This window comes from Capnocytophaga sp. G1920, assembly GCF_051417515.1.
Map to the genome: position 1 here is coordinate 95882 of NZ_JBPRKH010000005.1, position 12282 is coordinate 108163.

Consider the following 12282-nt stretch of genomic DNA (forward strand, 5'->3'; position numbering starts at 1 on the left):
GTAGCAAGACAGGTGGGGGAAAAAATTAGAAAATGAGGAAATTAGCAAATGAGAGAATGAGAGAATTAGGTGCGAGTTTGAGTTAGAGGAATGAGGCTGTGCCTCAGAAATTAAACAAAAATTAAACAAAATCAAGGCTGCGCCTTGTAAACCAGCGGAGGTATTGTCAGTTTATTCAACTTTGGCAAAGGTGCGAGCCGCACAGGCAGTGTGAGCCACACGGGCAGATTAATTAGTAAATTAGAAAATGAGGAAATTAGAAAATGGGGAGGGTTGAGGAGTTCGGAAGAAAACGGAGATTTCTAAAAGGAGATTGAAGGGAGTTTTGATGAAAAAAGGGTGTAAGGAGGGTGGGGTTAGCTTATAGAGAGCTTATAGGAAGCTTATACGAATCTTGGACGATTGGTATAGAAAGGGTATATAAGTAATTGACTCATAACACAATGCAACAGTGCTAAAAATGTTAAAAAAGGGGTTTCGAGGCGAAGGAAAGAGAAAGTAATAAAGCTTTCACCTGCCCTCTATTTGAGAAAAGGAATATAGAGAGGTAAAAGTTAGGGAGGAAAAATATGAAAGTACGAAAAACTTTTTTTAAAATCAATATTGACTGGTGTTTATTATTTTTATATCTTTGTACCTTATTAAGGTTATACTTTGTATTTTTTAAAGGCTTAAGATATGAAAGCAAGAAATATTATAATCTTTATCTTAATTTGCATTGCGTTGTTTTTCTATGTAAACTTCTTTTATGCTATAGAAGTTCCTTATTTTAGCTATGAGGCGATGTCGAAAACATTTTCTGTGCTAATCTTCCCTTTTGTGGGAATGTTTGTGTTCTTTTGGTTTCAAAAAAAAGATTCTGAACATTCTTGAGAGTCCTCTTCCGCTACACTCTCAAAAAGGATTGATAATAAAAGTTATATTGACGTCGGTTAGACATAAAGTAGCCGGCGATAGCTGGGTATGTGAGAGGCTAGGCATCGGAAATCAAGGCTACGAATTACGAAATAGCTTTTTAAGACTTCGCTTGCAGATTAGAATTGGGGCAAAGTTTGAGACATTATCAAAATGAGAGGCACAAAGGAAGAAAAAAAGCGCCTAATATATGGTATTGCTTCAACGTATTTTGTGATTATATATAATATTATAAGTGTAAACAAATTGAAATAGAGATATGAAGACAAGTGTTATTTTATTTATAGCAGGTGTTGTGCTTATTGTTTTAGGAGCTCTTGCTAAGATATTGCATTGGGAAGTGCCTGTTAGCGGTTCTTTATTTATAGCATTAGGTTTTATACTGGAAATTACAGCTTTATGCTCACTTTTAGCGAGAAGCAGGAGAAGCAGATAGTCTTTCTTGATAGTTAGAGATTTTCTTTATAAAAGGAAGTAAAAAAGCACCAAAGGTAAGGAAGAATAGTTCTTCCTTACCTTTGGTGCTTATAGAAAACGGATTTTAGATTCTATTTTTTGCTATTTTGCTTGCCTAAATAATGGTCGAGAGCTACGGTCATTGAGGGGCTCTCAGGTGAGGGAGCTTTAATATCAATGATAAGACCGGCTTCTTCGGCGGCTTTTAGGGTCGCATCGCCATAGACGGCTATTTTGGTTTTCTTCTGTGAGAAATCGGGGAAACTTTTAAACAGCGCCTCTATTCCTGCGGGCGAAAAGAAAGTAAGAATGTCGTACTTATTTTCTTTAATGGCTGAAATATCGCAATATACAGTGCGATAGAACACTACGCGTTCCCATTTTATCTTGATGTCGTTTAAAGCTGCGGTAGCCTCTGGTTTAGGGGCATCGGAGCCAGGGAAGAGGAATTTCTCTTCTTTGTATTTTTTGAGGATAGGCAAAAGGTCAGCAAACTCTTTTTTACCTACGTATATTTTGCGTTTGCGATAGGTAATATACTTCTGCAAATAGTAAGCGATGGCTTCGGACTGACAGAAATACTTCATAGTTGTAGGCACCTTAAAGCGCATTTCTTCAGCAATACGAAAATAGTGGTCTACCGATTTACGACTGGTGAGGATAACGGCTGTAAAATTAGTAAGGTCAATCTTCTGCATTCTTACGTCCTTAGCGGTCATTCCTTCGACCTTAATAAAGGGCACAAAATCCACTTTTACCTTGTGGTTTTCAATAATTTGTGCATAAGGTGAGCTTTCGGCTTTCGGTTCTGGTTGCGAAACTAATATCGATTTTACCTTCATAAATGTTATTTCTTTACACCTCCTAGCGCCCTATTATGAAACAAATTGAGCCATTTTCTGTACTTCAATTAAGTATTTTGTTCCATAGATGAAAAAGATATAGGGTGCGATTTCGAGGGTGCAAAGATACAAAATAAAATAGAATAAATAGGGTTTTATTTCTTTTTGATTGTTTTTTATGATTTTAATCCACCCTAATACATTGATTACTAACAATATGGACACTAACACAAAAAGTAATAAAAATAGCTGATTTTTATTGGTGAAAGGGATATAAACTCCCAAAAAGAGGAGTATAACCATTACAATTGCGGCATAAGATGAATAAGAAACCCTAGTGAAGATGTAATCTCTTGCGAAATCATAAAGGTCGAATAGGCTACTAATCCATTGTTGTAAGAGGAGTTTTGTGATTAACAGTGAGAAGACTACAAGCACCAATTCCAGAAACATAAACTGAGAGTTGTAAAGTTCTGTGATGCCAAAATTCTTTAGCATAACATAGAAAAGAAGAGCTAAACACACACATTGCAAGAGAAAAAGCACTGTCATAAAGAGGTGCAATCGGCGTTCTTTTTTGCCGTAAATTACAATATATTTATTGTTAAACAGTAAGTTTTGATAATCGGCAAAGTGTTTAGGGTAGAATATACGCAGGAAAGCCACCAACCCAAAGATGAGTAGGAAGGCAGGAAATATCCACGAAAGATAAGACTGATGTAGTTCTAAGGCTTCCAAATACTGTATTTTATTATGGTTCGACTGTTGCTGGGTTCTCTTTTAAAGATTCTAAGGGTAGCTTTCCGATGCTGTCACGTTGTTTTTTGAGTTTTTCTTCTACCTTTTTCACTATACGGTCATAGTCTTTAGGCAGGGAGGCGTAATAAACCATATTTTGTGCGAGCGAAAGGCTGTCGAGCTGATATTTCTTGTAGATGAACTGTTGCGAATTGAATTGTAAAGAATCTAGCATTTGGGCTTGTGAAACCTTCATAGATTCTAAAACAGCCAAATCGTAGAGCAGACTTTCCATTTGCTTTTCGTCTAAAAACTTATCGGGTTTGGGTACGATGTTCTTTTTGCAGGCTACTACAATGAGTAGCAAAGCGAATATATAAATAATTTTTCTCATAGTCTTATCTGTTAAAAGTGATGCGTTGCCCCTGAGGCTCTGCAATTACCTTGCCATTGTGGTACACCTCTTTGCCATTTACGAAAGTACTCACTACAGCTGAGTGGAATTGTTGCCCTTCGAGCGGACTCCATCTACACTTGTAGAGCAGGTTATTTTTTTGTACCGTCCACTGTGTATCCATATCCACCAAAACAAGGTCGGCGTAATACCCTTCGCGTAAGAAACCGCGGTCTTTTACCTGAAAAAGGATTGCGGGATTATGACACATTTTCTCTACTATCTTTTTGATAGAAATGGTGCCTTTGTAGGCTTTTTCGAGCATTGCCACGAGCGAATGCTGTACCAAAGGCGCGCCTGAAGGGATATTCAGATAACCCTTGCGTTGTTTTTCTTCGAGGGTATGAGGCGCGTGATCAGTAGCAATCACATCGAGGCGGTCGTCTAAAAGGGCTTGCCACAGCGCAGAACGGTCATCGGCAGTTTTTACAGCAGGATTCCATTTAATGAAAGCTCCACGAGTAGTATAGTCTTCATCAGCAAACCACAAGTGATGTACACACACCTCAGCGGTGATTTTCTTGTCCTTTAGCGGAATATCATTGCGGAAGAGTTCGGTTTCTTTAGCCGTAGAGAGGTGGAACACGTGTAGGCGTGCACCCGTTTTTTCAGCCAAAGCAATGGCACGTGAAGAGGACAGATAGCAAGCCTCAGCACTGCGAATATGAGGGTGCATCGCAATAGGGATATCCTCGCCGTACAATTCTTGATAGTGGGCTAAGTTCTTTCGGATAGTCGCTTCATCTTCGCAATGGGCAGCAATTACTAAATCGACATTATTGAAAATAGCTTCTATGGTTTTCTCGTTGTCTACAAGCATATTCCCCGTAGAAGAGCCTAAGAAAAGTTTCACCCCTGCACAAGCACTTTTATCTAAGCGTTTCAATTCTTCGAGGTTGTCGTTTGTTCCTCCCAAGAAGAAAGAATAGTTAGCAAACGACGACTGTTTGGCAATGGCAAATTTCTCTTCCAAAAGCGGAATAGTTACCGTTTGGGGTACCGTGTTAGGTTGCTCAAAAAAGGTAGTTACACCCCCTGCTATCGCAGCACGGCTTTCGGTAGCGATAGTAGCTTTATGAGTAAGCCCAGGTTCGCGAAAGTGCACTTGATCGTCAATCACCCCAGGGAGGAGGTATTTGCCTTCGGCTTCCACCACCTCATAATTCCCTTTGGGAGTGATGTGGGTACCTATTTGGGCAATGCGGTCGCCCTCAATCAAGAGGTCGCCTTGAAAGAGGGTATTTTCATTTACGATGATTGCGTTTTTGATGAGGGTTTTCATTTCAATTATTCATTGTACACAAGGTGTTTATACGTTCCGCCAGCGAGGGCTTGGTGGTTTACATACGTAAATCCTAAACGGGTGTAGAGGCGTTCGGCAGCGGGGTTTTGTACATCCACGAGTAAGCCTAAGGGCTGAGTAGAGACCTTTTTGAGGTGGGCTACCAATTGTGAGCCTATGCCTTTGCCTTGAGCAGTAGGCAATACGCTAAGGGTATCTATATAAAGTTCACCTTTGGCGGTCTCGTCCTCTAAAACAATATCAATACCATAACTACTGCGAATGAGTTCTAGCACAGGGGTGCGCAAGGTGTGCAACTCCGCTCCATCATAGGCAATAACCGACCCTATTACAGTGTTGTTTTCCTCGTATACCCAAGCATTCTGGTAGGAATATTGATTACCTTCCTGCTCAAAGAGATTCTGGAGTAGTGCAATGGCATCTTCTCTATGTTCTTTGCCAATCATCTTATAGACGATTTCTTCCATTGCCTGAAACATCAGAGGGGCGACGGCAGAGGCATCGGTGGGGGTTGCGGGTCGTATCATCCGTTTAGAAATATCAGTTTTTGAATGAGAGGTTCCCCTAAACGTTCGTTGAGGTTATCAATAATCTTGCTCTTGCCATAACTGAGTTCGTTACTGAGTGCAGGCGAGGTAAGACGGACGTATAACGTACTGCCTTTTAGCTCTACTGAGGAAGTATACTTAGCGATTGCTTTGCCCATCAGTTCATTCCACAGTTCTGGTAACGAGGCTTTCTGTAGTCCGTACGTTAAATGATTTTGTTTGACAATTTGCTGAATGACCTCTGAAAGAGTATTTGTATTTCCGTCCATAAATGCAAAGGTACAAAATAATTGCGAATGACGAGTTACAAATGACGATTTTTTATTTTTCTCTTCTCATAAGACATTTAAAGTTCTAACTTTTTCAATTTCTCCCTTCTTCTAAATATTAGAATATCTCTCTGATGTTTAATTTTATATTACATTAAAAAACAATAAATTATATTCCCAAAAGAAAAAAAACCTTCCCTGAAATTTGCTCAGTAACATTATTCTTTGTAATTATGCATTAAAATTATAAAAACACCAACAAAAATGAAAAAAATAATAATAATTTTTACTATCACTTTAGCAGTGATATCTACTACTTACGCACAAGAAGTAGTAACAGAAACAACAGAAGAGGTGACCGCCAGCAGCACACAAGAACCTATTGTAGTACAAGAAAAAAATCCTCTCTCTAAACGCCTCTTTTTTGGTTTTAGAGGTGGCTTAAATGTATCGACTCTTTCTTTTTCAGAAGTGTATGGCGCTGTAAAGAATGATCAAAATACTTTTTCTCGCTATAATGCGGATCTAGGAATGGGTAGCAAAGCAGGGTTTCATATAGGAGTTTTGGCAGAATATAAAGTAAGTGATAAACTCTTTTTAGAAGGAGGAATTGCTTACTCTAAACAAGGAGCCAAGTGGAAGAAAATAACTATGACTTTTATTGGGACACCTCCGACTATTAACGGAACACAATTGCCTTATAGCATATCCGGAGACGTTAAAGATGCTTCTTTTATTCTTCATCAAATAAATATTCCTTTATGGTTAAAATATGATATCTCATATTTTCGCCCTAAAGTAGGTTTAAATTTTGGTTATGTTGCAAGTATCGCAAGCAAAATTTCACAAAACAATCTCTCTATGGCAATGTCAGAGGATTTAGATAACAGTTTTGACTTTGGAATGGGCTTTGGAATGGAATATAATGTGCCTTCTGGTATCTTCTTTGATATAAACTATATTATAGGGCTTTCAAACCTTAGCGATGCTGATAGTGTTACGCAAGTTAAGTTTAAAAACCGCGTCTTACAATTAGGTGTAGGATATAAGTTTTAATTCCTTACCATCGAAAACGGCATAGGTAAAGTAGTGTATCCAGTCGCCGGTGTTGATATAAGTGCTTCCCTCTCCTACTTTGATAGTCATTGGCAGGTGGCGGTGACCAAAAAGGAAATAGTCGTAATGTTGCGTCTCAAGTTTGCGTTTGCAATACTGTACCAACCATTCGTTATCTTCACCCAAGAAACGCACATCTTCATCACCTGAGATGAGCTTGTTTTTCACTGAGAGGTATTGCGCCAATCGCACACCTATATCGGGGTGTAACCAGCGGAAGAGCCACTTACAAAACGGATTAGTAAAGACTTTCTTCATCCGCTTGTAGCCTTTATCACCGGGACCTAAACCATCGCCGTGTCCTATCAAGAAGCGTTTACCATTACATTCCACTTCTAGCGGGTGACGGTATACGGGAATGTTCAATTCGGTTTGGAAATAATCGTCCATCCACAAATCGTGGTTGCCTACGAAAAAGTAGATAGGGATACCACTATCTCGCAGTTCAGCGAGCTTGCCCAAAGTGCGCACAAAGCCTTTGGGGACAACCTTTTTGTACTCAAACCAAAAGTCGAAAAGGTCGCCTAAAAGGAATATTGCCCCTGCATCGGCTTTGATAGTATCAAGCCATTGCACAAACTTTGCTTCTCGAGGTTTGCTTTCGACAGCAGTGGGTGCTCCGAGGTGATTATCGGAGGCGAAGTATATCTTTTTATTTTCAGCTAATTCTATGGATAACATTATTTTTTAGGTTATCATTTATACAAAAAGTCCATTTCGTATCAATGAGCAATATGATATGGCAAAAAACGGCGTTTTTTTTCCACGTTATACCATACGTGGCAAAAAAAGACGTTTTTTTGCTACGTTATACTTTTTCTCTTTGAAGAACTTTTATCAACAAATCATTGATATAATAGTTTGACTTCCCTACTTTCAACTTGCTGAGTAACCCCATTTCGGCAATAGTATCTAAATAATGCTGAGCAGTGCGTCTAGCTATATTCAAATCTTCTTGCAAAAACTCTATCTTAGTATATGGATTTTTAAAAAGGTTGTTGAGCAAATCCTGACCGTATATCTTGGGTAACTCACTACGCAAGCGCTGCTTGGTTTGTTGCATTAAAGCTTTGATATTTTGTACGAGTTCTATAGTTTCAATAGCGGTTACTTCTACTCCTTTGAGTAAATACAAAATAAGCGTTTCCCAATCGCCATTAGTTCTTACTCCTTGCAAAGCTTTGTAATAATCAGTTTTATGCTGAATGATATACCGACTGAGGTAAAGTACGGGCAGGTCGAGCAAACCTTGTAATACCAAATACAAAATATTGATGATACGCCCTGTACGACCATTGCCATCATAGAAAGGGTGAATACTCTCAAACTGATAATGAATAATCGCCATTTTAGTAAGCGGATCAAGCTCCGAAAATTCAGGGTCGTTGATAAACCTTTCGAGGTTTGCCATTAAGTTGAGTATCTCTTCCTTATTTTGCGGAGGCGTATACACCACTTCGTTGTGATTGTTAATAAGCTTAGTGCCGGCTTGGGTTCTGAAACCTGCCTTGTTAGCTTCGAGTTGTTCTTGAATGAGCAATATATGTTTGTTTAGCAATATCCTCTCATTGCGCACAATCTCAAACCCCATTTTTAGACCTTTGGCATAATTTAGTACCTCTTTGCTAGCAGGATGGGTATCAATCATAATATTTTCCTTATAAAGGTTGTCGTGGGTAGTAACAATATTTTCAATCTCACTACTGCTTTTCGCTTCTTGTAAGGAAAGGGTATTGATGAGAATTTGCTCATTAGGTATCGTTTTTACTACTCCTTTCAGTTCAGCTAAATGCCTATGTGATAGCGTGAGCTGTTTGAGTATCTCACGGGTCTCAATTTCTGGTGGAGGTGGTAATAAGGGTAATGTAAAATCTGTTTCCATTATCAAACATTCATCAGTTCAGTGAGGTCTTTTTGTAAGAACTCGGTATCGATATACACTTCTTTAGGGTCTTGAGGGTTGTAATACACATTGATATAGCCTTGTACATTGAGCTTTACTTGCGCTACACTGGCATCTATATCGGCAACAGTAGTTTGATATACTTTTACAGGAGTGCTACTTTTATCGTAACACCTTATATAACTAAGCTTCAATTTTTCTTCTCCTAATCGCAATTTACTGAATAACATTGTCTCAGTGAGAAGCATTGTTTCCTCGAAATCAGTTTTCATACGATTGTCTTCTACGGCTTGCAAATCGAAGGTTGTATTTTCATTCATCACATCGCAATGGTCAGCATCAATACGCTTCTCTCGCCAGTGTTTACGAATATAGTTTGGTGTATTCCTGTTTAAGGTCTTTTGAGTAAACGAATTGCGCAAACGTTTCTTGACGTTTGTTTTGTAAAACCAAAAGATAATGCTTAATATAATTATTAGTACAAGTGCCATAGTTTACATATTTGTGTTATGAATTTTTTTAAAAGATTAATTGCCATTAGCCCCTACAACAGAACGTAAAAGCAACTGATTGTCGATATAATCAAATTATCCAAAGGAGCGAGCCACACAGGCAAAAACTTTGGCAAAATGTATAACGCCTTACTTTCCTCTTAATTATCTGAGGCGAACCATTCGGCATAGGAGCTTTCAGTTTCGCATAGGCGTACTGAAAAGAGCTCGACTCCGGCGGGTAGTTGGTAGGCGATGCGTCGAGCAAAGTCGGTTACGAGGTTCTCGCTGGTGGGCTGATAGGGCACGGTGATGATGCGATGACCTTTGGCGCGCAGTTCTTCGGCTAATGCCTTGTGAGGTGAATGTTCGTTGAAGACCATAGCGTGGTCGAACGCTTCGATGATTTGCTCCTGCACGATGCGTTTGAGGTCGCCGAAGTCTATTACCATACCGTTTTTCACGTTATGGGGGTCGGTAATAGGTTCGCCTATGACAGTTACGTAGAGCTTATAGCTGTGCCCGTGCAGGTTTTTGCATTTGCCATCGTAGCCGTAAAGCGCGTGTCCTGCTTCAAAATCGAATTTTTTAGTAATGCGAATCATAACAATGAACAATTAATATTTCAGTTGATAAGTAGTGTTTTGATGTATGTTATAGGTTCGTATTATTTTAATCTCTGAGATTTTCTTTTCACCACCTTGCTGTTTATAATTAATATAATAATCAATCACTTTGTCTACTGGTAGATGAATAGGTTTGTTGTTTTTATCTTTTTGTACGATTGTTTGGCTACTAATTCTCACTACATATTTTTCGTTGTTTTTTAGGAGTTCTTGAAAGGTATATCTCTTTTCTATCCCGTTTTGTATACGACTGATAAGCGCTTGTAAAGAGTTCCATTTCTGAGTAGTATATTCTCCAGATATTCTTGATTCACCTTCAATACGTCCGTTTGTAATAGCTTCTTCTTTTATAGTTTTGACTGTACCATCAGCATTAAACTCATAGCTATATTTACTTATAAAATCTGAAGGCAACCCATTTTGCTGATAAGTAGTTTGTTGAAGGAGATTTTTAGTGCCTTTCCCCCTCGGAATGAATATTTGTTTAAGAAAATAATCTTTATATCCGGTTACATCGTGTATTTCCAAAAGACCTAAGAAAAAATTGTTTTTATTAAGATTTTGCGTATAAGATAGGGTACATTCTGTAAGAGCGTCATAAATTTTAAGGTTTATTTTGGTACAGTTATCATCTTTCCAAGAGTATTGATTTTTACCTGCTTGAAGCAATTGTTGCTTTTCATTATAACGAATATCGAAGTCTGTGATATTTCCGTCATTGTTTAGTGATAGTTCTTTTACCCCTTGTTCGTCATCAAAATTAGATAAAGTAATTTTGTTTGCACTATATGCTGCTGTAACAGTAGTAGCTGTTCCTTCGGTAATATCATTTGTTTTTAGTGTTATAAGCCTTCCTTGGGTATCATACTGATAAGATACCACAATTTCTTTCGCTGTAAAGAAATATGTACCTAACTGAGTATCGTTCAGAAAATCTTCACCTTCACTATAGTCATTATAGTTATTGCTAAGGTCAAAATCGACATAGGAAAAACGCACTTCAGAAATTTTTGGCACTTGTATTTCTTCTTTGGGTTTATCCTTTTTAGGTTCATCATCATCTTTATTTCCACAGCTTATCAGAGCGAGTGAAGCAAATAATAAAATTGTTTTAAAAATGTTTTTCATTGTATAGTTTTTTGTATTAAAGTGCAAAGGTATGAAATAATTAGGAAATTAGAAAATTTGGAAATGAGAGAATTAGCAAATGGGGAGGGTTGAGGAGTCCGGAAGAAAACGAAATTTTACAAAAAGAGGCTGAAGGGAATTTTGGCGAGAAAAGGCTTTTAGGAGGGTGGGGTTAGCTTATAGAGAGCTTATAGGAAGCTTATACGAATCTTGGACGATTGGTATAGAAAGGGTATATAAAAAGTTGACTCATAGTATAATACAGCGATACAAAAAATGGTAAAAACGGGGTTTTGAGGCGAAAGAAAGAGGAAGAGGTGCTAGGCCTAAGGCCATAGGCAATAGGGGGGAGTATGACGGAAAAGGAAATTAATGACGAATGACGAGGGACGAATGACAGGGTGATGTGAAGCATAGCGCGATGGTAGATTAACTTTAGTAAAGTGTAAGGAATAAAGGCATTGAGAAATTGGTAATTTGAGAAATTATTAGTATTTTTGCATCTATTAAAATCACATTTATTAAATATCAATAAGTAATGAGAAGGGTATTTTTGTTTTGGCTATTAGCTTCCTCTTTTGTTCAAGGGCAGACTTCTATTTGTATAGGTGAACAATTATCGGTTTCTTCTAAAGTGTTAGGTGAAACGCGTACTATAAGTGTGTATTTGCCTGATTCGTATTACGACTCTACTTTAAAAAAGACAAACTATCCTGTGGTGTATCTGCTTGATGCAGAAACAAACTTCAACTATTTTACTACTTTGATGGGAAAATTGGCTCAGGGAATCCCTAATGTACCTGAAATGATTGTCATTGGAATTGAAAACACACAGCGCGAAAGGGATTTTGGGAGCGATAGTGACCGTTTTTGGCAGTTTATGGCTGATGAGCTTATTCCTTTGGTTAAAAAGCAATACAGATGTAGTGATTTTCGTATTTTAGTAGGTCACTCATTGAGCGGATTGGCGGTGGTTTCAGCTCTTAACAAACATACAGAGTTGTTTAATGCTTATATTGCACACGACCCAAGTTTGTGGTGGGGGAAAAACGATGGAGAACGGTTGTTCGAAGCGAATAAAGGAAAGGATTTTAAACATCGGATATTCTATTTATCGTATTCGGGGAAGAAGGTGCGCAACAATGGACGCAGTAGGCATCGGGAGGCGATAGAGGCGGTGCAAGCAATGGCGACAAAGGGAGATTTTAAGAATTTGGAGACTTATTTTGTTGAATACCCTAACGAGAATCACGGCACAATACAAGTGGTAGGAAATATGGATTTGATGCGGAGGCTTTTTGCAGAGATGTTCATCGACCGCAACGATATTGAGGAGAATCCAGCAGTTATCCAACAGCGGTATGAGGCGCTTTCTAAAAGGTTACATTATAAGTTTGTGCCGAGTGAGAAGTATTTGAGAAATACCGAGAAATGGCTGAAGAAAGTAAAAAGTGAAAAGTAAAAATAGAAAAGGTGCTTAGAGAGATTGTTTT

General features: G+C 38.3%; 14 protein-coding genes. 3 read left to right on the forward strand and 11 right to left on the reverse strand.

From position 1 onward, the window contains the following. Positions 1-1174 precede the first annotated feature (1174 nt). Positions 1175-1351, forward strand: coding sequence for a hypothetical protein (locus ACSQ7D_RS04705; protein WP_009410956.1), 177 nt, complete (start codon positions 1175-1177; stop codon positions 1349-1351). 112 nt (positions 1352-1463) lie between these two features. Here ACSQ7D_RS04705 and ACSQ7D_RS04710 read toward each other — a convergent pair whose 3' ends face one another. The 6 genes from ACSQ7D_RS04710 to ACSQ7D_RS04735 are packed head-to-tail and all read right to left on the reverse strand — an operon-like array spanning position 1464 to position 5525. Next, a complete protein-coding gene (locus ACSQ7D_RS04710) occupies positions 1464-2213 on the reverse strand; it encodes a uroporphyrinogen-III synthase (protein ID WP_009410955.1) in 750 nt (249 codons plus the stop codon). A gap of 33 nt (positions 2214-2246) precedes the next feature. Beyond that, positions 2247-2951 (reverse strand): DUF4271 domain-containing protein, encoded by a 705-nt coding sequence (locus ACSQ7D_RS04715; RefSeq protein WP_437135540.1) that lies wholly within the window; start codon positions 2949-2951, stop codon positions 2247-2249. 13 nt (positions 2952-2964) lie between these two features. Then, complete coding sequence (locus ACSQ7D_RS04720; protein ID WP_111972248.1) at positions 2965-3345, reverse strand: DUF4296 domain-containing protein; 381 nt, start codon at positions 3343-3345, stop codon at positions 2965-2967. 4 nt (positions 3346-3349) lie between these two features. Continuing rightward, a complete protein-coding gene (locus tag ACSQ7D_RS04725) occupies positions 3350-4687 on the reverse strand; it encodes a dihydroorotase (RefSeq protein ID WP_437135541.1) in 1338 nt (445 codons plus the stop codon). Between the two features lie 5 nt (positions 4688-4692). After that, a complete protein-coding gene (locus ACSQ7D_RS04730) occupies positions 4693-5235 on the reverse strand; it encodes an N-acetyltransferase family protein (protein WP_437135542.1) in 543 nt (180 codons plus the stop codon). Then, positions 5232-5525: a DUF721 domain-containing protein gene (locus ACSQ7D_RS04735; protein ID WP_009418589.1), complete on the reverse strand. Its 294-nt coding sequence runs from the start codon at positions 5523-5525 to the stop codon at positions 5232-5234. The genes ACSQ7D_RS04730 and ACSQ7D_RS04735 overlap by 4 nt, the downstream gene beginning before the upstream one ends. Positions 5526-5789: 264 nt before the next feature. On the opposite strand from ACSQ7D_RS04735, the gene ACSQ7D_RS04740 reads away from it, so the two are divergent. Beyond that, positions 5790-6581, forward strand: coding sequence for a porin family protein (locus ACSQ7D_RS04740; protein ID WP_111972251.1), 792 nt, complete (start codon positions 5790-5792; stop codon positions 6579-6581). Here the strand turns inward: ACSQ7D_RS04740 and ACSQ7D_RS04745 are convergent. The 5 genes from ACSQ7D_RS04745 to ACSQ7D_RS04765 all read right to left on the reverse strand — a co-directional run bounded on the left by ACSQ7D_RS04745 (position 6558) and on the right by ACSQ7D_RS04765 (position 10789). Beyond that, positions 6558-7322, reverse strand: coding sequence for a UDP-2,3-diacylglucosamine diphosphatase (locus ACSQ7D_RS04745; RefSeq protein ID WP_437135543.1), 765 nt, complete (start codon positions 7320-7322; stop codon positions 6558-6560). The genes ACSQ7D_RS04740 and ACSQ7D_RS04745 overlap by 24 nt on opposite strands. Before the next feature lie 127 nt (positions 7323-7449). Next, complete coding sequence (locus ACSQ7D_RS04750; protein ID WP_437135544.1) at positions 7450-8523, reverse strand: Fic family protein; 1074 nt, start codon at positions 8521-8523, stop codon at positions 7450-7452. Positions 8524-8525: 2 nt separating this feature from the next. Next, a complete protein-coding gene (locus ACSQ7D_RS04755) occupies positions 8526-9035 on the reverse strand; it encodes a hypothetical protein (RefSeq protein WP_437135545.1) in 510 nt (169 codons plus the stop codon). Between the two features lie 161 nt (positions 9036-9196). Then, positions 9197-9640: a 6-pyruvoyl trahydropterin synthase family protein gene (locus ACSQ7D_RS04760; protein WP_009410945.1), complete on the reverse strand. Its 444-nt coding sequence runs from the start codon at positions 9638-9640 to the stop codon at positions 9197-9199. Between the two features lie 12 nt (positions 9641-9652). Beyond that, the gene (locus ACSQ7D_RS04765; RefSeq protein WP_437135546.1) at positions 9653-10789 is read right to left on the reverse strand and encodes a hypothetical protein; all 1137 of its coding nucleotides are present in this window, start codon (positions 10787-10789) and stop codon (positions 9653-9655) included. Positions 10790-11327: 538 nt separating this feature from the next. On the opposite strand from ACSQ7D_RS04765, the gene ACSQ7D_RS04770 reads away from it, so the two are divergent. Continuing rightward, the gene (locus tag ACSQ7D_RS04770) at positions 11328-12251 is read left to right on the forward strand and encodes an alpha/beta hydrolase (RefSeq protein ID WP_437135547.1); all 924 of its coding nucleotides are present in this window, start codon (positions 11328-11330) and stop codon (positions 12249-12251) included. Positions 12252-12282: the final 31 nt, after the last annotated feature.

Excerpts from the sequence above, each read along its gene's own strand:
- ACSQ7D_RS04760 (WP_009410945.1), bottom strand. The coding sequence starts at position 9,640 with ATGATTCGCATTACTAAAAAATTCGATTTTGAAGCAGGACACGCGCTT.
- ACSQ7D_RS04755 (WP_437135545.1), bottom strand. The coding sequence starts at position 9,035 with ATGGCACTTGTACTAATAATTATATTAAGCATTATCTTTTGGTTTTAC.
- ACSQ7D_RS04740 (WP_111972251.1), top strand. The coding sequence starts at position 5,790 with ATGAAAAAAATAATAATAATTTTTACTATCACTTTAGCAGTGATATCT.
- ACSQ7D_RS04770 (WP_437135547.1), top strand. The coding sequence starts at position 11,328 with ATGAGAAGGGTATTTTTGTTTTGGCTATTAGCTTCCTCTTTTGTTCAA.
- ACSQ7D_RS04705 (WP_009410956.1), top strand. The coding sequence starts at position 1,175 with ATGAAGACAAGTGTTATTTTATTTATAGCAGGTGTTGTGCTTATTGTT.
- ACSQ7D_RS04745 (WP_437135543.1), bottom strand. The coding sequence starts at position 7,322 with ATGTTATCCATAGAATTAGCTGAAAATAAAAAGATATACTTCGCCTCC.
- ACSQ7D_RS04725 (WP_437135541.1), bottom strand. The coding sequence starts at position 4,687 with ATGAAAACCCTCATCAAAAACGCAATCATCGTAAATGAAAATACCCTC.
- ACSQ7D_RS04750 (WP_437135544.1), bottom strand. The coding sequence starts at position 8,523 with ATGGAAACAGATTTTACATTACCCTTATTACCACCTCCACCAGAAATT.
- ACSQ7D_RS04720 (WP_111972248.1), bottom strand. The coding sequence starts at position 3,345 with ATGAGAAAAATTATTTATATATTCGCTTTGCTACTCATTGTAGTAGCC.
- ACSQ7D_RS04765 (WP_437135546.1), bottom strand. The coding sequence starts at position 10,789 with ATGAAAAACATTTTTAAAACAATTTTATTATTTGCTTCACTCGCTCTG.
- ACSQ7D_RS04710 (WP_009410955.1), bottom strand. The coding sequence starts at position 2,213 with ATGAAGGTAAAATCGATATTAGTTTCGCAACCAGAACCGAAAGCCGAA.
- ACSQ7D_RS04735 (WP_009418589.1), bottom strand. The coding sequence starts at position 5,525 with ATGGACGGAAATACAAATACTCTTTCAGAGGTCATTCAGCAAATTGTC.
- ACSQ7D_RS04730 (WP_437135542.1), bottom strand. The coding sequence starts at position 5,235 with ATGATACGACCCGCAACCCCCACCGATGCCTCTGCCGTCGCCCCTCTG.